Source organism: Acinetobacter sp. LoGeW2-3 (assembly GCF_002688565.1).
Lineage (GTDB): Bacteria > Pseudomonadota > Gammaproteobacteria > Pseudomonadales > Moraxellaceae > Acinetobacter.
This window is the reverse complement of record NZ_CP024011.1, coordinates 1796311-1822570: the sequence shown is the minus strand read 5'-3', so window position 1 is coordinate 1822570 and position 26260 is coordinate 1796311. Positions and strand designations below refer to the sequence as shown.

Here is a 26260-nt window from a genome sequence, read left to right as displayed (position 1 = left end):
AAAAATAAACGGGATCTAAAGTCCCGTTTATTCAATACTTTAAAGCGATTATGCTTTCGGCAAAGTCACGCCAGTCTGGCCCTGATACTTACCGCCACGATCTTTGTATGAAGTTTCACACACTTCATCAGATTCAAAGAATAGCATCTGTGCCACACCCTCACCGGCATAGATACGTGCAGGAAGGTTAGTAGTATTTGAAAATTCTAAAGTAACATGACCTTCCCACTCTGGTTCAAGTGGCGTCACATTCACAATAATACCGCAACGCGCATAGGTAGATTTACCCAGGCAAACAGTCAATACATTACGCGGAATACGGAAATATTCGACAGTACGTGCGAGTGCAAATGAGTTAGGCGGAATAATACATACATCAGATTCAATATCGATGAAGCTTTTTTCATCGAAGTGTTTCGGGTCTACAATGGCAGAATGCACATTGGTAAATACCTTGAATTCACGTGCACAACGAACATCATAACCATAGCTCGATACGCCATAGGAAATGAGTTTTTCACCATTTTCATCCAAACGAACCTGGTTTTCTGCATATGGTTCGATCATGCCGTGTTTTTCGCTCATTTCGCGAATCCAGCGATCAGACTTAATTGCCATTGGTACTAATCCAAAAATCTTAAATTCAGTTATTGCGACGTACTTTAACTGAAATTCACTTCAATGAAAATAAGTGATCATTCCCGATGACACTTTGAGATTTTAATGACACTTTTTTAATGAACTTACAGACTTAAAATTGCAGAATAACTGAGCGGCACACAAAAGCTCATCAATACCAATGATGCAGTCTTTTGCATATTTTTTTGATTCAGCCAGCGACTATTATTACGACCTAACAAAGTGCCCAGGAATGTCCATAAGAATGCGATTGGAATCAAGAGTCCCAAGAACATCAGCATATGCGTCACATAGTAATAATTGTTCTGCCACGCAATCACTGGAAAAATCGCTGACGCAAATAATAAGGCTTTAGGATTGAGTAAAGTAGCTAGAAACAGTTCTCTGGCGCGGATGGTGAACTGGCTCAGACTGTCAGCAACTTCTGCAGTACGCCACAACCTGATAGCCAAATAGAGAATGTAACAAGCACTGAATAATTTCAGGATATTGGGTAAAGCTGGAAGATGGGTTGAAATCTTACCAATCAAGATTCCCCAGAAACTGATCGCGAGTAGATAACCTAATGCTTCGGCGGGAATAAGATAAAATGATTTCCTAAAACCTGCATGAATCCCGGAGGATGCCAATAAGGTATTGGTTGGGCCCGGAGTCAGCAAAATTGTGACTACTAAACCAATAAATAACCAAGAAATCATAGCTCGACCTCGCTTGTATATCTAAAGCATAGAATAGCTCGGTCAAATCTGCAAAAAATTAATTGTAAGAACACATATTCCAAAAACTTACATTTTTTGTTTTTCTAATTAATTTAAGCATTTAATAAAGACAACAAGCTTCAGGCTTGAAAGTCATTTTTGTCAATTTATAGAAATATAAGCTACAAGAAAAAAGCTATTAAAAAAAGGGAATTTCAACGCAATACTGATATTTAAAATTTTACAAATATTCATTTCTAGAATTTTAAGGATAAATAAGTTTAAAACTTTAAAACCATTACTTTTAATCATCTTTGATGGAGCTTAAATTTCTACAAATGCACTGCTCTTATGTATTAACTTGATATAACCCTATATGAAACTTTTGTTATTGGTTCAATTTTTACTTTATTTCTAACCACTATATTTTAGCTATTAATTTAAGATGCCTATCTTGCTAAATTTAATCAACATATTGATAACGTAAATTCTTTAAAAAAAAATGCTATTAAAGGTATTCAGGCAAAATAATTGCTGATAGATTGTACAAGAACAACAATTTATAATTCACATTTTTAACATCCAAATGGTTCACTAGATTGTTGTTTTAATTACATTTTTAAAAATTACAGAATAATATCAAGGAGTCATAGATGAATAAATGGATCAAGCTTTCAGTCATGAGTGTGGCGCTATCAGGCGTAGTTGCCTGCTCAAATGATAATGCACAAAATAAGGCTGACAATCAGGCTGCGATCAGTGAGGGTGTTGCTGAAGATAAGCTACAAACCCGCTTTGTAAATATCGCAACAGGCGGTGCTTCAGGTCCTTATAATGTCATTGGCACTGGACTGACTGAAATTTATAACAAGACTTACGGCGTTAACTCTAAAACCCAGACGACTGGTGCCTCTGTCGAAAACCTGAATTTATTGAAACAGAATAAAGTTGAAATGGCTTTTGTCATGAGTGACAGCCTGACCGAAGCGATTAATGGTCAAGGTAGTTTTGGCACAAAGATCGATAATGTGCAGCAGATTGCAGCGCTTTATCCAAACTACGTGCAAATCGTGACATCAAAACGCTCTGGTATTAAAAATATTGAAGACCTGAAAGGCAAACGTATTGCAGTTGGCGCACAAAACTCTGGCGTAGAAGTGAATGCACGTAGCTTGTTAAATGGCTTTGGCATTACCTATAAGGATGTGAAAGTAGATTATCTGGGTTATGCAGAAGCTGCCGATGCCTTAAAAGGCGGCAAGCTGGATGCAGCCTTCCTGACCAGTGGTATTCCTAACTCATCCCTAATGGAACTGCAACAAGGTTTTGATCTTCAATTGGTCAGCATCAATCCGGATAAGGTGAAAGCCATCGCCAAAGATCAGGCTTATTTCCTGCCAATGACCATTCCTAAAGGTACGTATGGCAATGCTGAGGATATTCCAACAGCTGCAATCATGAATGCGCTGGTGGTTCGCTCGGATCTATCTACTGATGATGTGTATAAGTTGACTAAGACATTCTTCTCTAGTCTCGATCAACTGGCAAATTCGCATCAGGCAGCAAAAGAAATCACTTTAGAAGGTGCACAAAAAGGTCTGGTTGCTCCAGTGCATCCGGGCGCGCAAAAATTCTATGATGAGAATAAAGCGAACTGATGAAATGGATACAAGGTGCAGCGATTGCTGCACTTTTTAGTTTGGCTGCCTTTTTTATCACTTATTTTGGGGTGAAGTTTCCATACATTCTTGTTGAAGTGGAAGCGCAAAATTTTCAGTGCAAAATTAAGCAAAACACTTTTCAACTCAGCTGGATTCACTCGGTAGAAAAAACCCCATGGAAGGAACGTTATCTTCAAGACAATGAAGCGTTAATTTTGACAGAAACCCAATTTGTTTCATTTGGTGCAGGAACACCTGACCAAGGTGTTATTAGCAGGCAAGAAGATGGCAACATCCAGATGCAAATTAACAGGAAACTTAAAGAGCTCAACTGGGTTATATCTCACAGGATGCAGGGAAAAATCGAGATTGCTGACCGGGTCTGGAACATTTACCAGGACTTTCCTGATTACAGCACCGTACACATCTCTATAAGAAAAGACAGCCTATGGAAAAAAAGAGGTTTAAATGATTGCCTATGAATCCACAAGAAACAAAACCGGTGCCAGAAGCACTAAATGAACAGCAGCAGCAAGAATTATTAGAAAAGTTTGACCGCGAATCTGTGACTCGTAACCCGATCAATAAATCGGTTCGCCTGTTTATTGCTGCACTGGCAATAATCTACTCTCTATTTCATCTCTATATTACTTTTAATCCCTTACCCGAACTGATTCAACGTGCAGCGCATGTATCGATTGGTCTGGCACTGATTTATCTGCTTTATCCTGCACGTCAAGCCGGCAGTAGACAGAAAGTTGCCTGGACGGATTGGATTTGGGTCATTGCATCTTTTTCTTCTTTCTTCTATCTGTTTACAGAATATCAAGCGATCATGACCACCCGAGGAGGCATTCCCAATACACTGGATATTGTGTTGTCTATTATGACCGTCGTCTTGGTTGTTGAAGGTGCACGACGTGTGATGGGCTGGATGCTGCCCATTCTCGGACTCATTTTCTTAAGCTATCCGTTTATTAGTCATTTTGACTGGATGCCGGATCGCTTGCTGACCCGTCCTTATACATTGAGCGATATTTTCGGACAGATGTATCTGAAAACTGAAGGCTTATATTCATCAGCCATTGGTGCTTCGGTTACTTTTATTTTCCTGTTTATCCTGTTCGGTGCCTTTCTGGCAAAATCGGGAATGGGGAAATTATTTAATGATCTGGCGATGGCACTTGCCGGGCATAAGCAAGGTGGTCCAGCCAAAGTTGCAGTGATTTCCAGTGGTTTTATGGGCAGTATTAATGGTACTGCTGTTGCTAATGTGGTGGGAACCGGTTCATTTACCATTCCTTTAATGAAGAAAATTGGCTATCACAAAAACTTTGCTGGTGCAGTTGAAGCCAGTGCTTCTGTCGGCGGTCAGATTTTACCTCCAGTGATGGGGGCAAGTGCTTTCATCATGGCAGAAACGACTGGGGTCAGTTATGGCACCATTGCGCTCGCTGCTTTACTCCCAGCGCTGCTGTATTATCTGGGGGTGATGGCACAAGTACATTTCAGGGCCGGCCGGGATAACCTAAAAGGCGTTCCTAAAGCAGACTTGCCACGGGTAAAAGAAGTCCTGAAAGAGCGTGGACATTTGCTAATTCCAATTGTCGCGCTAGTGGTTTTCCTGTTTCAGTCTATTCCCGTCAGCTATGCAGCTGTTTATACGATTTTATTGACCATTGTGATCGCAGCCTTCAGAAAATCGACCCGTATGGGGCCTAAGGAAATTCTAGAAGCGCTGGCGGATGGTGCCAAACAGTCACTTTCTGTAATGGCTGCCTGTGCAGTGGTCGGCATTATTATCGGGGTGGTGAGCTTGACCAGCTTTGGTTCAGTGATGACATCTTCGATCATGAGTATTGGTGCGGGTAGTCTGTTCCTGACCCTGTTCTTTACCATGATTGCATCAATGATTTTGGGTATGGGCCTACCATCCATTCCTGCCTATATCATTACCGCGACGATGGCAGCGCCTGCTTTAGCCAACTTTGATATTCCAATCTTAGTCGCGCATATGTTCGTGTTCTATTTTGGCCTGTTTGCCAATATTACCCCACCCGTTGCCTTGGCCGCCTTTGCCGGTGCCGGGATTGCAGGTGGTGATCCGATGCGGACTGGATTCTTGGCTTTACGCTTATCACTGGCAGGTTTTATTGTGCCTTTCCTGTTTGTTTATAACCCGGCCATGCTGATGATCGACACCACGGATATTGCAGTAAATGCCAGAGAATTTACCTTACCGGCCTGGAATGTCATTTTGAGTATTACGGTGACCTCTATCATCGGCATTCTGGCACTGGGTGCTGCGGTAGAAGGTTATTTTAAAACTGGCTTGAGCTGGTTCTGGCGTATTTTCCTGGGTGTAGGTGCACTCATGATGATTGTGCCTGAAACTATCACTGATATTGTAGGAACAGTTATGGTCGTTATTGCAGTTGGCTTCAATATTATTCAAGCCAAGAAAGAAAATACAGTTACAACCAAAACCAAATAAAAAAAGAGAGCTTAAGCTCTCTTTTTTTCATTATAGAATGTTAAAAAATGCGGGACTGGTCTTTTTGAGCTTTTGGCAGTTTGGCTGCTATTTTTTCCGCAATCGCCATATAGCTATCAGCGGCATCATCTCCCGCAATCACTGACGGCGTTCCGGCATCAGCATTTTCACGAATAGTTGCATTTAAAGGCAGACGGCCAAGTAATGGAATGTGATATTGCTCTGACAGTTTATCACCACCACCTGTACCAAAAATCTGTTCTTCATAGCCGCAGTTCGAGCAGATGTGGGTCGACATATTCTCGATCACACCCATGACTGGAATCTGCACACGGTTAAACAGTTCAATCCCTTTGGTCGCATCGAGTAAGGCAACATTTTGCGGTGTTGTCACAATCACCGCCCCGGTTACCGGAATACGTTGCGCCAGTGTCAGCTGGATGTCACCTGTGCCCGGTGGCATATCGATCATTAGTACATCCAGATCTGGCCATAAGGTCTGGTTAAATAGTTGCATTAAAGCACCGGTTGCCTTTGGACCACGCCATGCGACTGGTGTGTTGTGATCACCGGTTAAATGGCCAATCGAAAGTACCGCCATGCCATAGGCATCTAATGGTACAAAATGCTCAGCTTCGATCATCGGCGTTTTGCCCGCATTACCGAGCATGGTCGGAATACTTGGGCCATAAATATCAGCATCCAGTACGCCAACTTTTAAACCCAGTTTTTGTAAAGCTAAAGCCAGGTTTACGGTGGTGGTTGATTTACCTACACCGCCCTTACCAGAAGACACCAAAATCACATTCTGAATACGGGGATGCTTTGGTACATCACGCTGTTGCGGTGCAGCTTTCTGAATGGGTGGATTATTTGGATCAACTTCTTCTGTTTTAGCAGCATTGCCTGATGCATCAACCACTGGCGGTAAATTTGATTTTGAAGCAGCTGTAGTTTGCGGCTGGCTAGAACAGCTTTCACCTTCAGCATGATGATGTCCGCAACCACCCTCTTTTTTATGTCCAGTTTTCTGCTGGATCACATGCATATTGAGTTCTTTGATGCCACATTTTTCCAGCGCGTCCGCCAGCTCATCATGAATCTGCTGTAATTGTTCTTTCTCTTCAGGATAGGTGTTAATGGTGATCTGTAAAATCTCACCCTGCACATTGACCTGAGTAATACGGTCTTTCAAAGCATTGCTGGAATTTGGCAAAATATAGTTTTGCAGCACGTTCTGCACAGCTTCTTCGTTCACCTCCTGGGAAGGCGAAAAAACCGATTTAAGCGAAGAAAGCCACGACATAGGTTACTCCAAAATTGTAGATAGACATCTAAATAGCTTAGTTTAACGAGGTTTTGGCTTAAGGTTAAGCACTCTACCCGATTAGATGAGGGAGATAGTTTCAATTTCCAACTATTTTACTTGGTTTTATGAATGCATGGCGAACAGAAATAATGAAAATGAATTATTAATAGAAAATAAAAGGTGGTGACACTATTTCAAGAATTATTATTTTTAAAACGAGATTCTGCATAGTTTGAGCCACCTCAACCCTATTGCGGTTGAAGTGGCATGTGATCAAAGCCTATTTATGATTTTTATTGTCTTCGGACTTGTCTTTGTTGTCCTTGGCATTTTTATCTTGATCTTGTTTAGACTGTTTTGAATCCGAGTCTGAACCTTTGGCTTCCTTTGAATTATCCTTAGATGAGTCATCTTTAGAATTTTGATCTTTAGACTGATCATCCTTCTTCATTTTGCTCACTGTGTCGGTTGCCATTTGTCTTAGCTCAGCCAGTTTGGTAGACGCTTCATTGACCAGCTCGGTAATCTTCTGTTTCGTATCTTCAAACTTATGCAGGGCTTCATCTTTAAGATGAGTCATACGATCCTGCTGATCTTGACCATTAGCATGTTGCTGGTCCGATTTGCTATCTTTATCAGCAGACTGTTTTAAATCATCTGCCTCACCATTTTGCTTGGCTTCAGATTTGCCATTTTTAAGCTCATTCAGAATCTTTTCGCCTTTTTTCAATAAATCTTCACCAATGGCAATCGCCTTGGCTTTTAGGTCATCCATCTTGGGCATTTCATTTTTTTTATCTGACTGGTCACCATCAGACTCTTTAGCACTTTGCTGATCAGATTTCTCATCCGTACCGTTCTTCTGAGCCTCTAGTACTTCCTGATGTTCCTGGTTGTGCTGTTTATCAATCTCGTTCTGCTTTTGCTCTTTTTCAATTTGATCATGCAATTCACGTGCATGTTGTACTTGATCTTGATTCTGTTTAGAAGTACTTGTCTGATTATTCTGAGTCATGAGCACCCTCCTTAGGTAATTCATATAAATCATTCAGACAAGTTTTTAGCATAAAGCTGTGAATGAATCGGGCGTATTAAGCAAACTGCAACAAAGCCTGTACATGTTGTTGCTGATCATGGCATGAGATCGCACAAACCTAACTGCTTTAACTATTAATTGCTACCAATAGGATGGTTGATCTTTGTATTTTCAATATTGAACAAAAACCAAGTTCATCACAAAGAATTACTTCAGCTTAAGCACGCAAGGTACTAATAAAGCCAATCGCAGAAAATAGCCAGATAAACAGCACAAAACTGCGTCCCTGATGAAAATGACTCACATCTGTGCCATGCAGAATATTATGCCGAGTCATGGTCACGGTTGAACTGGTATCCATTTTATAGGCAGCGAGTTCTGCAAAATAAGGATTCAGTTCACAGGCTATTTTTGATTTATGCCACAGGCTTTTAATTTCACTTCCTTTTAAGCCCGGGACGATTTTGTGTACATCAACAAACTTGTTGCCCTGCTGTTTCAGGAATCCATGCTTTAACAATACTTCAGTGAGCAGTCCTTCGAGCTGCGCATAGAGCATGGGAATACATCCCGTATAAAAGCCAAGCTTGTAGAGTTTTAGGCTTTCTAGCAGGACTTTACGACGCTCTTCCTGATCATTGATTTCCAACTGATCAAAGGCAGACAGGAGATCGCGCTGAAAGTCTTCACCATTAATGACATCGAGTAGATTAAAGCTTTTGACATCCTCAAACTGGTGGATTGCCTGCCAGAAATGTAATAAGTTTAGTGCATCATTGGCGACTTTAGCCCCAACCGGCTGATTCAGTTCATTTGATAGGGTCTGGAAATAAGCTTCTTCATTTGCCAGCTGTTCCAGGGTCTTGATCAAGAAGGCATGTTCCTGCGCAGAAATATCCTCCAGATACTGCTGTGCCTGTTTGAGAATTTTGCTGCCAAATTGAGTCTGCTGTGCTTTATTGGCACTAATACGCTTCACCGGACGGTCGTCATCGTAATCATCTTCATAGATCATGGCAGTCGCACTCTTCACACTGAACTTCAAACTATTATTATCGCTATTAATGCATTCTAGTTATAGAGAATTCTGTATTTGATCCGGATTTCTCGATATTCCTGTCGCTACAGCGTAGAAAAGCCTAAAACTCAGCTGTAATCGTTTCAAGCTTTGCTTTGTATTCACTCGCTCATCAGGTAAAATTATTGCCCATTGCATAATGAATACGAATGAGAGAGTTAATCCGTGCGTAAAATCTTAGTCACCAATGCCCTTCCCTACGCCAATGGTCCGATCCATATGGGCCACTTACTCGGCTATATTCAGGCTGATATTTGGGTACGTGCCATGCGCGCAATGGGCCATGATGTGACCTATGTCTGCGCGGATGATGCTCACGGTACAGCGATCATGCTGCGTGCTGAAGCCAACGGTATTACACCAGAACAGCAAATTGCCAATGTGCAAAAAGAACATGAGCGTGACTTTGCTGGCTTTAAAGTAGACTTCGACCATTACGACTCTACCAACAGCGCTGAAAACCAGGCGCGTGCCTCTGAGATTTACATTAAGAACCGTGAAGCAGGCAACATTGCAGTTCGTCCTGTGACCCAGTTGTTCGATCCTGAAAAAGGCATGTTCCTGTCTGACCGTTTCATTAAAGGCACATGCCCGAAATGTAAGGCAGAAGATCAATACGGCGACTCATGCGAAGTGTGTGGTACTACATACAATGCAACTGAATTATTAAATCCAAAATCGACTTTAAGTGGTGCGACACCTGTAGAGAAATCTTCAGATCACTACTTCTTTAAATTGCCGAATTTTGGTGAATATCTACAAAAATGGACCCGTGACGAAGGTCGCCTGCCAGTGTCTATTGCCAACAAACTGGATGAATGGTTTGATAATGGCTTGAACGATTGGGACATCTCTCGTGATGCACCGTATTTCGGTTTTGAAATTCCAGATGCGCCAAACAAATACTTCTATGTTTGGGTGGATGCGCCGATTGGCTATATGTCGAGTTTTGAGAATTACATCAAAACCAAGCGTCCAGAACTCAGCTTCGACGATTATTGGAAAAAAGATTCTGAAAATGAAGTCTATCACTTCATTGGTAAAGATATCGTTTACTTCCACGCGCTGTTCTGGCCTGCAATGCTTGAAGGTGCAAACTACCGTTCTCCAACAGGTTTATTTGTAAATGGTTTCCTGACTGTAAATGGTCAGAAGATGTCGAAGTCTCGCGGTACTTTCATCAAAGCTGAAACGTATTTACAGCATTTGAACCCTGAATACCTGCGTTACTATTTCGCGTCTAAACTTTCTGACAAAGTTGAAGATTCTGACTTGAACCTTGATGATTTCGTTCAGAAAGTGAATTCAGACCTTGTTGGTAAAGTGGTGAACATCGCCAGTCGTTGTGCGAAATTCATCAATACTAAGTTTGATAACAAACTATCTGCTACATGCGCAGAGCCTGAATTAGTTCAAAGCTTTATTGATGCAGGTGATTCGATTGCCAAAGCTTATGAATCTCGCGAGTTCTCGACTGCGATCCGTGAAATCATGGCGCTTGCAGACAAAGCCAACCAGTACATCGATGAGAAAAAACCTTGGGCACTTGCGAAAATTGAAGGCGAAGAACAACAAGTCCATGATGTAGGTTCTGTAGGTATTAATCTGTTCCGTCAATTGGCTGTATACCTGTCTCCAGTACTGCCAACTTTGGCTGCTCAAGTTCAGGACTTCCTGAAACTGGCTTCTTTCGACTTTGCTTCACGTACTGAAATCTTAACAGCTCACGAAATTGCATTGTTCCAACCATTGATGCAACGTGTTGATCCGAAAGCTGTGGCTGCCATGGTAGATGCATCTAAAGATTCTTTAGCTGCTGCTGAAGCGCCAAAAGCTGAAAAGAAAAAAGATGCTAAGGAAAAGCGTAAAGAAACTGTTAAGACCTTACAATCAGGCGAAGCTGAAGTTATTGGCATTGAAGACTTTATGAAAGTTGACCTGCGTGTAGCTGAAGTTTTAGAGGCTGCAACGGTTGAAGGTTCTGACAAGCTGCTTCAATTAACTCTGAATGTCGGTGAAGCCGAACCACGTAACGTATTTAGCGGTATTCGTGAGTTCTACCAACCTGAAGACCTGAAAGGTAAATTGGTGGTGATGGTCGCTAACCTTGCGCCACGTAAAATGCGTTTTGGTATCTCTAACGGTATGGTACTTGCGGCTGGTAATGGCGAAGGTGTTTGGGTGATTTCACCTGAATCTGGTGCTAAACCAGGTGATAAAGTGTCTTAATTGTTAGATTAAGATAAGAAAAAGCCTCTACGTTGTAGGGGCTTTTTTATGCCTTTAAGTTCCCTCTCCTTTTTTAAAGTAGAGGGTTAGGGATAGGATTTATTAAATCACTGCCCTGCTTTACGATTAAAACTCAATTTTCATTGCGTAGGCATTACCTTAATTTTGATCCGCCACAAGTAAACTTTCACAACTTTATGATTTTTCTATATAATTATCCATAACTACCACCTAAATAAATTAATAATGAAGATTGATCTAGACAAAACATTAAGTAGATTTAGTCATCTTTCGCAGATTGGACTTCTTTTATCAGCTATTTTTACAATTTGGTATACGGTTATACCACTATATGGGAAAGCTGTTTTAGAAGAACAAATTGCAGAAAAAACCATAGAATTAAAAAAAATTAATAATCAAGTTGCGACACAATATTCCGTACTTAAAAAAAATTACATTAAGGATTTGCAGACAACTTATATTTTTGCATGTGTACTAAATCCTCTGACAGAAATTCCAGAATACTCTGATCGTTTAGATTACGATCTTGCTCCATGTTTTAGTGAAGTTAAGGAAAAAGTTCTTAAAGAAAGCCTATTAAATGAATTTGATAAAAATCAGTTTGATTTAGTCCAACTGAAAATACTTAATAACTTAGAATCTATTAAAAATAAAAATAAAAATAAAAATGAATTTATCAAAATTGAAAATATACAAATTAATGAAATCTACTTACTTCCTGAAATAGAAGGTTATAGCAAAAAAGCTTTTGAATTTATTAAAAAATCATCTTTAGAATTAGGTCAACCTTACCCATATCAAGAAGAATTAGTTGCTAAAAAAAATCAAGCTAAATTAAATTTAGATTCTAAATATAAAGATGAATTAATTGATCTAATAAAAAATAGTTTCAAAGAAATTAAATAAGCTTAAAGCAGCATAACATTAAATGACCTGCGACATGGATGTCGCCCGTTCGTTAGGGGCACACGGACGTGCCCTCTAAAGAACAAAGGATTTTTGTTACTTTTGATCCTTCAAAAGTAAGGCAGATAACAAAATAGTGGTCATAGCCCTCATCCCAACCTTCTCCCATAGGGAGAAGGAGCTTCCAACTAATTTTAAACTTCCTTAATAAATATGATAAAAAAGAAGTAACCCTTCAAAACTTATAAAATCCTATGAAAACTTTAAAACCCCTATTCCTCACACTCGCTCTAAGCACCATAGCCCTCACGTCCCACGCAATTGAACCAACAACCATCGCAACTCAAAAACAAGTCGCTGGCTATTACCATCACCAAATCGGTAATACCCAAATCACAGCCCTGCTTGATGGAACAAACTATTTAAATCCATCCATGTTTAAAGGCTTAAGTGACACTGAAAAATCTGAGATTCTAAAAAAATACGCTGCTGTAAATGACAAAGGCATTCAAACCTCAGTCAACGCCTTTTTAATCAATACAGGCAAGCAACTGCTCATGGTCGATAGCGGTGCAGCAAGCTGCTTTGGCGAACATTTAGGTTCAATTTATAACAATCTTAAAGCTTCAGGTTATCAGCCTACGCAAGTGAATGACATTTTCCTGACGCACTTACACCCTGACCATGTCTGCGGTATTTCAAACAATGGCGTAGCGAATTATCCAAATGCGACTTTGCATATTTCCAAAACCGAATATGACTACTGGCTGAGTCCAAATACTGTTAAGAAACTACCGAAAGACAAACAGGAAGGTTTCTTAGGCACAGTAGAGAAAATTAAAGCTGCACTCGCTCCTTATGAAAAAGCTAAAAAAGTGAAAGTCTTCTCAGATAAATCTTTAGCATTTGGTGGCGTCGAATTTAAGCCATCCTTTGGTCATACCCCAGGACATTACAGCTTTAAACTCAAAGCCGATGGTCAAGAAGTGGTATTTGTGGGTGACATCGTACATTCGCATACCTTGCAATTCGACAAACCTGAAACAGCAATAGAATTCGATGTGGACCCTCAAACTGCGGTACAAACCCGTTTGAAGCATTTTGCTGAATATGCGAAGCAAGGTCAGACCATTGCAGCGCCACATTTACCATTCCCGGGAATCGGTCATATTTACTCAAAAGATGGAAAGAGCTATCAGTGGATTCCGGTACATTTTAAAGATTAAGAGAATACTCCGATTACAATATTCTAAATCTGAAACCCTAAAATTTTAGGGTTTCATTTATTTTATAGATGCTGGACTACAGTTTCTACGAATCTTAAATTTAAAAATCAAATGCAACTTGATGATTAAAATTTGCTATTTCATTTAATTTATTTAAATTTTTATTTAAAAATTTCTTCGCATTGAATGTGCACCTTTAGCACTCATTTTTAGCACTAAAATTAGTGTAATAAACCTAAATCATTAAAAATAAAATATAAATTCAAACTTTATCTTTTCTTAATATGTCTTAGTTTGGTGCAGAAAAATCACATTGTGCTTTATATCGAGTCTTATCAATTTCAAGAAATTCTTTATCAAAATTTCCCGTGTTTGTGCCTCTTTTAGAATCAGCTTGCCTCTATATACTGGATTTCTTTTGTGATTCTACGCACTAATTTGGAACGCACAATGCAAAATATAGACTTGTTATTTCTCCTTCTCGGTGCAGTTCTAGTGCTTGCCATGCATGCAGGATTTGCATTTTTAGAACTAGGGACAGTTCGACATAAAAATCAGGTGAATGCCTTAAGTAAAATTTTAACTGACTTTTCCATCTCCGCCATCGCTTACTTTTTGGTGGGCTACTATATTGCCTATGGTCAGCATTTTTTCCATGATGCCAATACTTTGGCAGCCGATCATGGTTATAACCTGATGCGCTGTTTCTTCCTGCTGACCTTTGCTGCAGCCATTCCAGCGATTATTTCTGGTGGTATTGCTGAGCGAGCTAAAATGCGCTCACAGGCCTTAGCGACGTTATTTCTGGTTGCCCTGATCTATCCGTTTTTTGAAGGCATGATCTGGAATGGGAACTTTGGTTTTCAGGACTGGTTGGCTCAGGCATTTGGTGCCAGCTTCCATGATTTCGCTGGCTCAGTGGTGGTGCATGCCATGGGCGGCTGGATTGCACTGGCTGCGGTGATTCTGCTCGGTGCACGTCATGGTCGCTATAAAAATGATGGCAAGATTACCGCACATCCTCCTTCATCGATTCCATTCCTGGCTTTAGGTTCATGGATTCTGATTGTCGGCTGGTTTGGTTTTAATGTGATGAGTGCACAGCGTCTTGATGCGATTTCTGGACTGGTGGCGATTAACTCTTTAATGGCAATGGTCGGTGGAACTATTGCAGCCAAAGTCGCTGGTAAAGATGACCCAGGCTTCCTGCATAATGGACCATTAGCGGGTCTGGTGGCGATCTGTGCAGGCTCTGATGTTGTACATCCACTGGGTGCATTATTTATCGGAATTAGTGCTGGCGTAATTTTCGTGAAACTGTTTACCTACACCCAAAATAAACTCAAAGTGGATGATGTACTAGGCGTCTGGCCTTTGCATGGGGTATGTGGTGCTTTCGGTGGGATTGCTGTGGGTATTTTCGGTCAGCAATGGCTCGGTGGCATGGGTGGAGTGTCATTCATTGCACAGCTATTCGGCACAGTTTTAGCCATTATTGTCGCTCTGGCAGGTGGATTCCTGGTCTATGGCCTGCTGAAAGTATTAATCGGTATTCGCTTGAGTCAGGAAGAAGAATTTACCGGTGCGGATTTATCTATTCACCGGATCTCGGCTAATTCCGAAGAAAATATTTTTTAAGAACAAAATTAAAAAAGCCCCGAATAATCGGGGCTTTTTTATATCTATAGATTGAGTTTCTATAGGAAAAATTACTTCATACCAAAGATTAATTTTAAACCTAGTACCGTCATAACTGCTCCTGCTGCACGGTCAAAACCAGCTTTAAACTTCAAATATATTCGACGTGGCTTTTCTGCTGATAATGCAACAGCCACCAGTGAGCACCAGCCTGCATCAATAAAGAAACACAGGATTGGCAGTACCACATAGAAATAAGTCGGAATTTCTTTCGGTAAAAGTGCCGTGAAAATACTGGCGAGTACAATCGCAATTTTTGGGTTAGATAACTGAGTAATTAAACCTGTCGTATAAGCTCGACGCAACGACATCTGAGTATTGCTATTTTCATCCGACTCAATCGGTTCTTTGGCATGTTTAATAATTTTAAATGCCAGCCACAGTAAATAAATGCCACCACAGATTTTTAAAGCCAGATAGGCAGATGGCACCGCCAGCAAGAATGCCTGTAAGCCAAGCACTGCGAGCAGGCCAAAAACAGCCGCACCGGTACCGGTACCTAAAGCCGTAAACAGGCCATGCTTACGCGAAATAGCAATTGAATTTTTTGCCACATAAATGGATGTCGGCCCAGGACTCATTGCGCCTAACATTAATGCAAAGGCAATCGAGCCCAAAATCCAGAATGATTCCACAACATAACTCAGTTAAATCTTGATTGCGCTATTCTAAGCAAAATGCAGCACGAATGCTGCATTTTTATGGTGCGAAATCTTAACTTTATCTAATAAATATTCAGTTTAAGTTTACTGCACCTCTTGGGCGATCAATTGCGGTTTAGGCAAATGATAGTCATGATCATGCACTGGCATCCCCCCAATGATCATGGTTCTGACTTCAGTTTTTGGTTTATTCATTTTGTCATTATCACAGCCTGCAAGACTGAATAATAATAACGCGAGCACAGCATAGGATAGGTTTTTCATTGCTACCCTCCTGACAAGATTCCCTTGGCTCTAGATTAGCATTCTGTGTCTGTTTTTTATTCAATTATTTTGTTTCAAGCTGCATCATACAGCATTTCATTTTCTGGATAGAAATCAAGCCACTTTCGAGTACTCATAACTTGGTTATACTATTACGGTTCTCACTTTTAAGATTGCCATGTTTGATTCAATTGCCCAGCAAGTCATCGACCAGAACCTGACTATACACGGCATGCAACTGACCATCCGCCGATTAGATCTGGTGCATCCGCAGATTTCAGGCAATAAATTCTTTAAGCTGAAATATAATTTTCTGGAAGCGCAACGACTCGGCTTTAACAAGTTGCTGACTTTTGGTGGGGCTTATTCCAATCATATTGCAGCAACAGCATTTGCAGCACAGCAATTTGGTTTTGAAAGTGTCGGCATTATTCGTGGTGAAGAACTCAAAGATAAACCTTTAAATGCAACATTAAAGACGGCACAAGACTTTGGCATGCAGCTGCATTTTGTTAGCCGAGAAGATTATCGACGTAAACAACAATTCGAATTTTTGGCAGAATTGCAGCAACAATTTCCAGATCATTATGTGATTCCTGAAGGCGGCACCAATACGTTTGCCATCCAAGGCTGTCAGGAAATTTTAAAGCCAGATGATGAACAATTTGATCTGATCTGCTGTGCCGTCGGTACTGGAGGAACAATTACAGGATTAATTGAAGCCAGTCAGAGTCATCAGCAAATTTTAGGCTTTTCTGCTTTAAAAGGTTCATTCTTAAATGAAGATGTTGCCCAGCTAACCAGCAAGAAGAACTGGCAAATTATCGATGACTATTGTTTTGGTGGTTATGCCAAGACTACACCTGAACTGATTCAGTTTATTCAGAATTTCGAAGCTGAACATGGTATTCCACTGGAACAGATTTATACCGGGAAAATGCTGATGGGTTTAACCGATCTGATTGCAAAAGGCCACATCCCTGCTGGCTCGAAGTTATTGGTCATTCATACCGGTGGCTTGCAAGGCAGAATCCCTGCGCTCAATACGAATTAAACCGGATTGATTGGCTCATTATTATTTAAAGCCATCAAACCTTTGGCTAAACGGTAAATGTGCCAGATAAAGACTACAAACAGAATCCCAAATCCAATTAGGATCGTGGTTAATAGGCCACCAACCAGATAACCTATTAGGCTTACCCAAAAGGTTCGAATCTGCCAATCGCTATGACTTTCCAGCCACGTACCGCGCATTTCATTGCGTTTCAGATAATTCATAATAATGGCAACAATCGGTGTCAGACCCACAAAGAAGCCCAAAATATACAGAATATAAGTGATCAGATTATATTGTTTTAATTGTTCGATATTCGCCATCAGTATTTCTCCTTAGGCTTTTTATCCTCATGTATAAAAACTATAGAAGCAGCATTTCCATATTTCAAATCAGTTGTGATGAACGTGTGATGAGAATCTGTAATTCAATTTGCTTCGGGATGAATAGAGAAAGCTGAAATAAAATTGTCTATAATGCTTTCCTTTTCTTCTCCCTTGAGTGTGTCATGTCTTCCAAGCAATACGATGTTTTAGTCATAGGTGCAGGTGCGTCAGGTTTAATGACAGCATATATGGCTGCGCAACGTGGTCGTCGTGTTGTCGTGGTTGAAAAAGCCAACAAGGTCGGTAAGAAGATCCTGATGTCTGGTGGTGGCAAATGTAACTTCACCAACCTGTACGTTGAGCCGGAAAATTTCATTTCACATAACCCGCATTTCGTCATTTCAGCCCTGACCCGTTATACCAACTGGGACTTCATTGGCATGGTATGCGAGTATGGAATTGAATATGAAGAACGAAAACATGGTCAACTATTTACCTTAAATGGTGCCAAAGAAATTCTGGCAATGTTGCTGTCTGAATGTGACAAGACCGGTCTGGTTGAGATTAAAACTAGTTGTGAAGTGAAAGCAGTCAATGCGGTAGATGATCAAGGTTTCCAGGTTGCGACGTCTTTAGGATATTTCGAAGTTGAATCAGTCGTCGTGGCTTCTGGGGGGCTATCCATTCCAACACTGGGTGGTTCAGGCATTGGCTATGAGATTGCCAAGCAGTTTGGTCACTATATCTATCCGACCCGTGCCGGTCTGGTTCCTTTCACTTTCTCGGATAATTTTAAAGAAGTGACCACACGTCTCAGTGGTAATGCCGTAGAAGCAACCTTATCCAATGAGCTAAACAGCTTTACTGAAGCGCTACTATTTACCCATCGTGGTCTAAGTGGTCCAAGCTCTTTACAGCTGTCAAATTACTGGGATGTGGGTCAAAGCTTTAAAGTCGATTTCCTGCCAAGTGTGGATCTATTTGATTTCTTCAAATCCAAAAAACAAAACCAGCCGAAGGTCTTGTTACGGACTCTGCTCACCGAGCATTTACCAAAAAGCGTGGTACTGGAATTACAGACTCTGATCTGGGCGGAAGTTGCAGAAACTTCGATTGGCAATATTAGTGATGATAAACTGGAACAGATCGCGAAACGTCTGCACGGCTTTGAAGTGAAACCGTCAGGTACTGAAGGTTACCGTACTGCCGAAGTGACTTTAGGTGGTGTCGATACCACGGAAGTATCTTCTAAGACCATGGAAAGCAAGAAACAGAAAGGTTTATTCTTTGTTGGTGAAATTCTGGATGTGACTGGACATCTGGGCGGGTTTAATTTCCAATGGGCATGGTCATCTGCACATGCCGCATCGGAATATGTTTAAGCAATAAATGTTCTAAAGTCAGTTTTAAGATCACTCCAGATAGTCTGTTTTAAACAGGTTGAGATTGGCCGTATTTTCAAGACGGTCAATCGTCAGCTGCATCTTCTGAGCTGCATCTTGCAAATAGGAAGGTGCTTCATGCTCTGCACTGAGGTTTAAAATATTCTTAAGTGTATTCAACATTTTAATGATCTCCATTTTATTTATCATTTATTTTTAATAAGCAAATATTAGACCAAACACTCTAATATTTATTTGAATATTACATAAAATATTGATCAATAAATAGCACTCTGAATCATAATTTTTTAAGAATTTTCTAAATTATTATCTTCTACTTCAGACTCTTGCATAGCAGACTGCTCATTTTCACTACCTTCGGTTTTAGCAAAAATAAAACGATAAGCTGCGGTAAAGAAGCCTATGGTAATCCCCGCGATTACTAAGGGAGCAAGTATCTTATTAGGTTTCCTTGTATTCATTCATTTTTCCTCATGACTGAACAAAATCGACCACTTAAGCGTGGCCGATTTTGAATGATTGGAACAGGTTAATTCGGGTCATCTTTTTTAGGATGACTATCGATATTCGGTTCATCTTCACCGGTAGAGCCAAATGGATTATTGGCTGGTGGATGAGTCGGATCGACGTCGAGTGAATCTGGTACGGCTTGATCTATATCTGGCGTAACCTGATCAATACCTGATGCTTCATCAGCCTGCGGTGCAGTAGTGAGTGATGCAGGAGTAGTATTGGATAAGTCAGTACTCATTGGTGCATTGTCATCATTAGATTGACCTGGAGTAGGCACGATATTCGCTCCTGTTGTTGCAGTTGAACCAGTTGCTGAAGTTGCATTACCTGAACCAAAAGCTGCTGTCATGATATCGGTATCATTTTTCACAGGATTTGGCTCTTTGGCTTCGCGTTTGGCTTTATCAATCAGATCAGTTAGCACACGTTCTGCCGGCTGACGACCACCGAGACCGAATGCCAGCGCAAACGCTACAGCTACTGCGCCCAGAGTCAGACCAAATGCCAGGTTGACGATCGAATCGGCAATGCCCATGGCACGTAAGCCCATGGCAACTACAAGGCCCATAATCAGGACACGAACCAGATTGGCTAACCAGCGTGAACTGTTGTATTCACCGCGCTGCACCACATTCGCAACCACATTCGCCAGCCAGAAGCCAATTACAAGAATCACCGCACCAAGCAGGATGTTCGCACCGAAGTAGATGAACATCGCAATCAGGCTACTCACCTGTTCAAAGCCAAGACGGTTCGCCGCTTCAGACACAGCAAACAGCATGGTAAACAGAATGATCAGGCAACCGACCACATGAGAAATTTTAGTGGTACCCAGAAAACGTTGCAGATCCAGTTTAGCCGGAACTTCATCGACACCTGTGCCTGCCAGAACTTCAGTCACCAGCTTCGCAACCAGTTTCGACACGACATAAGCCAAAATCAGAATCAGGGCTGCGGCTATGATGTTTGGAATGGCGTTCATTACTTCGTACAGCATTGCAGTCGCAGGCTGTGAAATCGCCTCAATTCCGAGTGCTTCAAAGGCAATGATCAACGCTGTAATGATAACTACAGCAAAGATGAAGGAACCGATCACCTGAGGAACATTCGAGTTCTTGAAGATGCCGACCTTCTCTGCCTGTTGCTGCACATTCAGACTACGCAGTAAACCTTCTACAATGCCACGAACGATTTTTGCCAGAATATAACCGACAAAAATGATCACGCCTGCAATGAAGATATTTGGCAGATAACCGACAACATCATTCACCATGTTCTGAACTGGATAAAGCAGACCGCTTAAACCAAGGATCGAGAGCACGATTGGCAGGAATAACAGTAGAATCAGCCAGTAAATAATTTCACTGATATTTTCGCTGAGTGGTTTTACACCGATTTCTGAACTGAGTTTTTCATCCAGTTGCGTGCGATCAAGCAGCTTTTGCAGCCCAACCTTGACCAGATTGGCGACAATCCAACCAATGAATCCGACTGCAATCGCGGCAAGCAATTGAGGGATAAACAACAGGAAGCGCTGAATCATGTTACTGAACGGTCCGCTGACATTGGTGAGATTCAGCACATTCAGTGCACCAATGACTGCCATAATCAGGATTAACCAGAAGACAATTCGCGTAATGATATTTTCAATATTGGAACGATGGCCAGTCGCATGGCTAAGCCGTTCATTGGTTCCGAGTTTTTGCAGAACTTTTTTTACGCCTGCAGAGACCAGTAATGCAATGACCCAGCCTATTAGCAGGATCGCCACTGCACTTAATATGGGATGGAACTGCTCCCAATAGTACATGGCATCATAACCGCCTGGGCCTCTCATATATTCATTCATGTTGTCATGCCCTCTATGGTTTTACTTTATTTATAAGTATTTACAGACTTCTTATTTGGAAAGTTGTAAAGCCGTTTGTTATGCACTATTCACATTAGAATTTGAGCTTTTCTTATTCAATTGAGAAATGCACAACTACAACAAATCCGCACATTAGATTGCAAAAAAGCCCTGATTCTTAACCAGGGCCTTTTAAGAGGGTGCTTACTGACCAGCAGCTCCGCCTTGACTGGTTCCTTCCGAATCAGTCGCTATACCAACGTCCATGCCTCCCGCTGTACCTTCTGCGGTGGCTTCAGTGGTACCGGTGACACCACTTAAGTTGGCAGGTTGATCCAGATCCTGACTACGCCCTTCCTCTGACTGAGCTGGGGTCGTATTGTTCATGGTCGCTGGCTCAGCTTGTGGATTTGGATGATCCGGTGGTGCTTCTTTTGGCGAAGGATTAATATCAGCAAACATATAAAGCAGTAGTGCCAATAGGAAAATACCTACTAAAATCAAAATATAGACAGGAATTCTTTTTTTCACCCGTGTATCTTCATCATAGCCTGAAGGTGGTGTTTTTTTGAAATCATTAGCCATAACCATCCTCACTGTTTTTTATTCATGTGTGGATTTCATCATAACAAGTTGATTTTTTAACTTGTGTGACAAAAATAAGTGAGATGGTGACGGCGTGTAAGTCTGTAACAGCGCAGAAATTTCTACGCTATTTATTATCTAAAATAATCTTTTGCTGGGTTCATGTTGAACTTCAGCTGGGGTTTCATGTTCATCTTTCAGCTGTACGCCTGAAAGCTGCAATACGCAGGATTTCTGCATCAGCGCGACCAGCCGCTGAATCGCCAAAGGATAGGACAAGCCTGCTGGACGAACATTTGAAATGCAGTTCCTGAGTGCATCATGACAGCCTTTAAAAGCATTATAAGTGTAGTAAATTCCCATGCTGTCGGGTGAGCTTAGTCCAGGCCGTTCCCCAATCAGCATGACCAGCATTTTGGCTTTTAAGATTTCTGCGACTTCATCCCCCAGTGCGACACGGCTACCGCGGGCAATTATTAAAGGTGCGATGCTCCAGCCCTGTGCTTTGCAAGCCTCGATCAATGCAGGAATAAAATGTGGGGTATTCTCCTCAATGGCACGTGCAGACAGTCCATCTCCAGCGACAATCACGACATCCCAATTGTTCTGATATTCAGCCCGATATTGCTGCAACATCGTTCTAGATTCAGCGGACAGGATACGTCCTAAATCAGGACGTTTCAGATACAGATCCTTGTCCACCGCCTGACTTTCAATTTCCAGGATGGGCAGGTCAATCTTGCCTAAATTTTCTTTAAGTTGCTCTGTATCGAGTGGCTTAAGCACTGCATCCTTGGCTTGAGCATGGGCCAACTGAAATTCCAGACTTGGTCGGGTTGGCAAGCTACCACCGGCACGGCCTAAGGCAATGCGTGCATCGGTATAGGCTTTGAGTTGTTGCCAGGGATTGTCTTGCAGTTGTGACTGAAATTGCACATCAGGAACCAGTTTCATCATCACTCCTTAAGACAGCATCAGACGAGAAAATTGTTTGGGTAATTCTGTTGGCCACTGCAACTGATTGGCTTGCTGGGACAGAATACCCTGCTGTTGCAGCCAGTGATCAAATTCAGGTGCAGGCTTCAATCCCAATAGCTGACGAATATATAAGGCATCATGGAAAGACGTGGTCTGATAGTTCAGCATGACATCATCCGAACCTGGAATCCCCATAATAAAATTCAGACCAGCATTGGCGAGTAAAGTTAGCAGTACATCCATATCATCCTGATCGGCATCAGCATGATTGGTGTAACAGATGTCACAGCCCATCGGCACACCGAGTAGCTTGCCGCAGAAATGGTCTTCCAGCCCCGCCCGAATAATCTGCTTACCGTTATACAGATATTCTGGTCCGATAAAACCCACCACAGTATTCACTAACAGCGGATTAAACTTGCGCGCCACGGCGTAGGCACGTGCTTCCAAGGTCTGCTGATCAACGCCATGATGCCCATTGCTGGACAAGGCACTGCCCTGTCCGGTTTCAAAATACATCACATTCTGACCGACTGTGCCGCGTTTCAAACTTAAAGTGGCTTCGTAGCCTTCCTGCAACAAAGCCAGATTAATCCCAAAACCGGTATTGGCGGTTTGGGTTCCAGCAATGGATTGGAACATCAGGTCGATCGGGATGTTTTTGTTCACGAGCTGAATCCCGGAAGTGATATGAGTCAGCACACAGGACTGGGTCGGAATTTCATATTCATGAATGATGTGATCGAGTAATTTTAATAACTCAGACAGATTTTGCAGGTTATCCGTCGCGGGATTAATCCCGATCACCGCATCACCATTACCATACATCAAGCCATCCAGAATCGAAGCGGAAATGCCCATCAGATCATCAGTAGGGTGATTTGGCTGCAAGCGTGTCGACAGATGTCCTTCCAGCCCAATGGTATTTCTAAACTGGGTCACCACTCGGCATTTCTTCGCCACCAGAATCAGGTCCTGATTACGCATGATCTTGCTCACTGCCGCGACCATTTCCGGGATGAGTCCCGTCTTTAAAGCCGTGAGCTTTTCAGTCGTGGCATCCTCGCTGAGTAACCAGTTTCTGAAATCTCCCACGGTGAAGTGCGAGATCGGATAAAAGGCAGCAGCCTCGTGTTCATCCAGAATCAGTCGGGTCACCTCATCTTCTTCATAAGGAATCAGCGCTTCATTCAGAAACTGCTTTAACGGCACCTCTGCCAGACACATTTGTGCAGCAACACGCTCAGTTGCATCATTGGCCGCAATCCCCGCCAGCTGATCGCCAGAACGTTCAGGGGTAGCCTTGGCCATCAGCGTTTTTAAATCCTCGAAAACATAGTGCTGATTAGCCACATTAATCTGATACAACATAAGCGTATGCTCCCTTGGCTTGATGGTTTAGTTCAGTTCTTTTTCTGCTGCCTCAATACGGGCAAATTCTTCTTCCGGCGTACCTGCCACCAGATGATGACGGCTATATAACAGGAAGTAGAGAATTAGCACCACGTAGATCGCAGCTGCCATTAACCAGACTTTTGGATCAACCAGGAAGCCAGCCACCACTGCAATTGCAGCAAGAACTAAAGCAATCGACGCAGTCACAATCCCACCCGGTGCTGTGTATGGACGTGCCAAATTCGGACGAGATACTTTGAGTTTGATGTAAGACATCATCATCAGGACATAAGAAATCGTCGCACCAAACACAGCCATTAAAATCAGCAGATCACCTTCACCTGAAAGTGATAGTAAGAAGCCAATAATCCCTGGAATGATGATCGCCAGATACGGTGCATGATTAGTATTGGTTAAGGATAGTTTTTTCGGTAAATAGCCTGCACGTGACAGCGCAAAGATTTGACGGGAATAGGCATAGATAATCGAGAAGAAACTTGCGATCAAGCCTGCCAGACCGACAAAATTGACAAAGCTCGCCATCCAGGTATTAGTACCATAGACCGCAACCAAAGCATCGACCAACGGCGCACCAGAGTCTTTCATCGCATCTGCCCCAGCAGCACCTGGACCTAGCAGCAGAATACTTAAAGCAAAGAAAGCCAGAATCAGCATGGAACCAATCAGACCACGTGGTAAGGACTTTGCCGGCTCTTTAGCTTCTTCCGCTGCCAATGGCACACCTTCAACCGCCAGGAAGAACCAGATTGCATAAGGTACAGCAGCCCAGATCCCTAAATAGCCCAATGGCAGGAAAGTACTTGCGCCAGCGGCTCCAGTATTGACTGCAATATTGAACAGGTTTGCACTATTAAAATGCGGCAACATACCAAAGATGAACACCATCAAGGCTACAGCAGCAATTGCGGTAATAATAAACATGATCTTCAGCGCTTCGCCTGCGCCTTTAAGATGCAGCCCCATAAAGATTAGGTAGCTGACCAGATAAATAATCCAGCCGCCAATACCAAATAAAGCCTCACAATACGCCCCGATAAAGCAGGCAATTGCTGCGGGTGCAATCGCATATTCGATCAAGATTGCACTGCCTGTCAAATAGCCGCCAAATGGACCAAAAGCTGTACGGGCAAAGCTATAACCCCCACCCGCTGTCGGTAGCATGGTTGACATCTCAGACATCGCCAAACACATGCACAGGTACATAAATGCCACGACAATAGTGGCAATAAACATTCCGCCCCAACCCGCCTGTGCCAGACCAAAATTCCAGCCAGCAAAGTCCCCTGAAATCACATAGGCTACGCCTAACCCAACCAGGAGCAGCCAGCCTACGGCGCCTTTTTTCAGCTGTCGCAGGGCAAAATAATCTTCTTGTACTGTAGTTTCGGTGACGCCGGTATCGATGACACTTTTTGGCTCTGACATAGCAACCTCTTTGTTTTTATCTTTGTTCCCTGAAGATATGCATAAGCCGTACCAGTTTATTTACTGTTCAGTGAAAGCAAATTGAATCGCTGCCCTATCGGTACGAAATGCGCTATAATCATCCACCTCCTATTTATACACTCGAGTTTTATGGCGTATCGTCAACAAAGTGTATCGCTTGATCTTGACACTGACGTCACACATCAATGTGCGTTACACCACACCCGCGATCAGCATCTGATTGGAATTATTGAATTCAGCAAGCCAAGCTTTTTGCTGCGCTGGCAGGATCTGGAATATTTCCGTCGTCGTACCGAAGAAATGTCGGTGATGCCGTTTCCGGATTGCGTGAACGCAATGATCATTGATGTGCGTAATGTTGCAGCTTGGCTCGATAATGACGTGCCGATCATTCCATGGCGCTTATTGGAAGAAGAATGTCCAGTACGTCTGGTCGTGCCTGCAGAACGCCTGGAACATTATGCCGGTTTCTTTGAACCAACCTGGTTGACCTCGGATGTAGAGACAGCGATTCAGGAAATCCGTGACTTTATGGATATGTTTGTACACTAAATAACATTGTGATGAAAACCTCCATGATGGAGGTTTTTTTGTGCCTTTATTTTTTGACTCTATTCTTTTCTTTATTTGCATTCAAAACATTATCCCGCAGATTTTCTTTTCTGCCTCAGTAACATTTCAGCAATAAATACAGCTTGAGTCATGCTGGAATGATCAACTAAGATGAATATAAACGAGCACTTAGACTTTATAGCAATAACCAGAATAT

At 42.1% G+C, this 26260-nt stretch carries 25 protein-coding genes; 10 read left to right on the top strand and 15 right to left on the bottom strand.

Annotated elements, in window-relative coordinates:
• Positions 1–48 precede the first annotated feature (48 nt).
• Both dcd and BS636_RS08715 read right to left on the bottom strand, forming a co-directional pair.
• Positions 49–618, bottom strand: a complete 570-nt coding sequence (gene dcd / locus BS636_RS08720) for a dCTP deaminase (protein WP_099338403.1) — start codon at positions 616–618, stop codon at positions 49–51.
• Between the two features lie 125 nt (positions 619–743).
• Entirely contained in the window at positions 744–1337 is a 594-nt protein-coding gene (locus BS636_RS08715; protein ID WP_099338402.1) for a LysE family translocator, read from the bottom strand.
• Between the two features lie 653 nt (positions 1338–1990).
• Here BS636_RS08715 and BS636_RS08710 point away from each other — a divergent pair.
• The 3 genes from BS636_RS08710 to BS636_RS08700 are packed head-to-tail and all read left to right on the top strand — an operon-like array spanning position 1991 to position 5492.
• Complete coding sequence (locus BS636_RS08710; RefSeq protein WP_099338401.1) at positions 1991–2995, top strand: TAXI family TRAP transporter solute-binding subunit; 1005 nt, start codon at positions 1991–1993, stop codon at positions 2993–2995.
• A complete protein-coding gene (locus BS636_RS08705; protein ID WP_099338400.1) occupies positions 2995–3480 on the top strand; it encodes a DUF1850 domain-containing protein in 486 nt (161 codons plus the stop codon). The genes BS636_RS08710 and BS636_RS08705 overlap by 1 nt, the downstream gene beginning before the upstream one ends.
• Positions 3477–5492 (top strand): TRAP transporter permease, encoded by a 2016-nt coding sequence (locus BS636_RS08700; protein WP_099338399.1) that lies wholly within the window; start codon positions 3477–3479, stop codon positions 5490–5492. The genes BS636_RS08705 and BS636_RS08700 overlap by 4 nt, the downstream gene beginning before the upstream one ends.
• A 40-nt stretch (positions 5493–5532) precedes the next feature.
• Here BS636_RS08700 and apbC read toward each other — a convergent pair whose 3' ends face one another.
• From apbC to BS636_RS08685, 3 genes are all read right to left on the bottom strand, one after another.
• Positions 5533–6798 carry an iron-sulfur cluster carrier protein ApbC gene (apbC, locus tag BS636_RS08695; protein WP_099338398.1) on the bottom strand — a complete coding sequence of 422 codons (1266 nt, stop codon included), beginning with the start codon at positions 6796–6798 and terminating at the stop codon, positions 5533–5535.
• A gap of 283 nt (positions 6799–7081) precedes the next feature.
• A complete protein-coding gene (locus BS636_RS08690) occupies positions 7082–7816 on the bottom strand; it encodes a hypothetical protein (protein WP_099338397.1) in 735 nt (244 codons plus the stop codon).
• Between the two features lie 238 nt (positions 7817–8054).
• Positions 8055–8852, bottom strand: coding sequence for a hypothetical protein (locus BS636_RS08685; protein ID WP_099339635.1), 798 nt, complete (start codon positions 8850–8852; stop codon positions 8055–8057).
• A 228-nt stretch (positions 8853–9080) separates the two neighbouring features.
• Between BS636_RS08685 and metG the strand changes: the two genes are divergently transcribed.
• From metG to BS636_RS08665, 4 genes are all read left to right on the top strand, one after another.
• Positions 9081–11144, top strand: a complete 2064-nt coding sequence (gene metG / locus BS636_RS08680) for a methionine--tRNA ligase (RefSeq protein ID WP_099338396.1) — start codon at positions 9081–9083, stop codon at positions 11142–11144.
• 246 nt (positions 11145–11390) lie between these two features.
• Complete coding sequence (locus BS636_RS08675) at positions 11391–12071, top strand: hypothetical protein (RefSeq protein ID WP_099338395.1); 681 nt, start codon at positions 11391–11393, stop codon at positions 12069–12071.
• A 254-nt stretch (positions 12072–12325) separates the two neighbouring features.
• Entirely contained in the window at positions 12326–13297 is a 972-nt protein-coding gene (locus BS636_RS08670; protein ID WP_099338394.1) for an MBL fold metallo-hydrolase, read from the top strand.
• 450 nt (positions 13298–13747) lie between these two features.
• Positions 13748–14935: an ammonium transporter gene (locus tag BS636_RS08665; RefSeq protein ID WP_099338393.1), complete on the top strand. Its 1188-nt coding sequence runs from the start codon at positions 13748–13750 to the stop codon at positions 14933–14935.
• Positions 14936–15006: 71 nt separating this feature from the next.
• On the opposite strand, the gene BS636_RS08660 is transcribed toward BS636_RS08665, so the two are convergent.
• Both BS636_RS08660 and BS636_RS08655 read right to left on the bottom strand, forming a co-directional pair.
• On the bottom strand, positions 15007–15630 hold the full coding sequence (locus tag BS636_RS08660) for a LysE family translocator (protein ID WP_099338392.1): 624 nt from the start codon (positions 15628–15630) through the stop codon (positions 15007–15009).
• A gap of 111 nt (positions 15631–15741) precedes the next feature.
• Positions 15742–15921, bottom strand: coding sequence for an NF038215 family lipoprotein (locus BS636_RS08655; RefSeq protein ID WP_099338391.1), 180 nt, complete (start codon positions 15919–15921; stop codon positions 15742–15744).
• A gap of 178 nt (positions 15922–16099) precedes the next feature.
• Here BS636_RS08655 and BS636_RS08650 point away from each other — a divergent pair, with 178 nt between their 5' ends.
• Positions 16100–16975: a 1-aminocyclopropane-1-carboxylate deaminase/D-cysteine desulfhydrase gene (locus BS636_RS08650; RefSeq protein ID WP_099338390.1), complete on the top strand. Its 876-nt coding sequence runs from the start codon at positions 16100–16102 to the stop codon at positions 16973–16975.
• On the opposite strand, the gene BS636_RS08645 is transcribed toward BS636_RS08650, so the two are convergent.
• Positions 16972–17298, bottom strand: coding sequence for a DUF4870 family protein (locus tag BS636_RS08645; RefSeq protein WP_099338389.1), 327 nt, complete (start codon positions 17296–17298; stop codon positions 16972–16974). The two genes, BS636_RS08650 and BS636_RS08645, sit on opposite strands and share 4 nt — an antisense overlap.
• A gap of 185 nt (positions 17299–17483) precedes the next feature.
• Between BS636_RS08645 and BS636_RS08640 the strand changes: the two genes are divergently transcribed.
• The gene (locus BS636_RS08640; protein WP_099338388.1) at positions 17484–18683 is read left to right on the top strand and encodes an NAD(P)/FAD-dependent oxidoreductase; all 1200 of its coding nucleotides are present in this window, start codon (positions 17484–17486) and stop codon (positions 18681–18683) included.
• A 30-nt stretch (positions 18684–18713) separates the two neighbouring features.
• Here the strand turns inward: BS636_RS08640 and BS636_RS16285 are convergent, their stop codons facing one another.
• The 7 genes from BS636_RS16285 to eat form a co-directional block, all read right to left on the bottom strand.
• Entirely contained in the window at positions 18714–18866 is a 153-nt protein-coding gene (locus BS636_RS16285) for a hypothetical protein (RefSeq protein WP_171266000.1), read from the bottom strand.
• 125 nt (positions 18867–18991) lie between these two features.
• The gene (locus BS636_RS16280; protein ID WP_171265999.1) at positions 18992–19165 is read right to left on the bottom strand and encodes a hypothetical protein; all 174 of its coding nucleotides are present in this window, start codon (positions 19163–19165) and stop codon (positions 18992–18994) included.
• A 68-nt stretch (positions 19166–19233) separates the two neighbouring features.
• On the bottom strand, positions 19234–21066 hold the full coding sequence (locus tag BS636_RS08635) for a mechanosensitive ion channel (RefSeq protein WP_099338387.1): 1833 nt from the start codon (positions 21064–21066) through the stop codon (positions 19234–19236).
• Between the two features lie 204 nt (positions 21067–21270).
• Positions 21271–21651 (bottom strand): hypothetical protein, encoded by a 381-nt coding sequence (locus BS636_RS08630; protein ID WP_099338386.1) that lies wholly within the window; start codon positions 21649–21651, stop codon positions 21271–21273.
• Between the two features lie 138 nt (positions 21652–21789).
• Entirely contained in the window at positions 21790–22605 is an 816-nt protein-coding gene (eutC, locus tag BS636_RS08625) for an ethanolamine ammonia-lyase subunit EutC (protein WP_099338385.1), read from the bottom strand.
• Between the two features lie 9 nt (positions 22606–22614).
• The gene (locus tag BS636_RS08620) at positions 22615–24000 is read right to left on the bottom strand and encodes an ethanolamine ammonia-lyase subunit EutB (RefSeq protein WP_099338384.1); all 1386 of its coding nucleotides are present in this window, start codon (positions 23998–24000) and stop codon (positions 22615–22617) included.
• 27 nt (positions 24001–24027) lie between these two features.
• A complete protein-coding gene (eat, locus tag BS636_RS08615) occupies positions 24028–25470 on the bottom strand; it encodes an ethanolamine permease (RefSeq protein ID WP_099338383.1) in 1443 nt (480 codons plus the stop codon).
• A gap of 150 nt (positions 25471–25620) precedes the next feature.
• Between eat and BS636_RS08610 the strand changes: the two genes are divergently transcribed.
• A complete protein-coding gene (locus tag BS636_RS08610; protein ID WP_099338382.1) occupies positions 25621–26043 on the top strand; it encodes a hypothetical protein in 423 nt (140 codons plus the stop codon).
• Positions 26044–26260 lie beyond the last annotated feature (217 nt).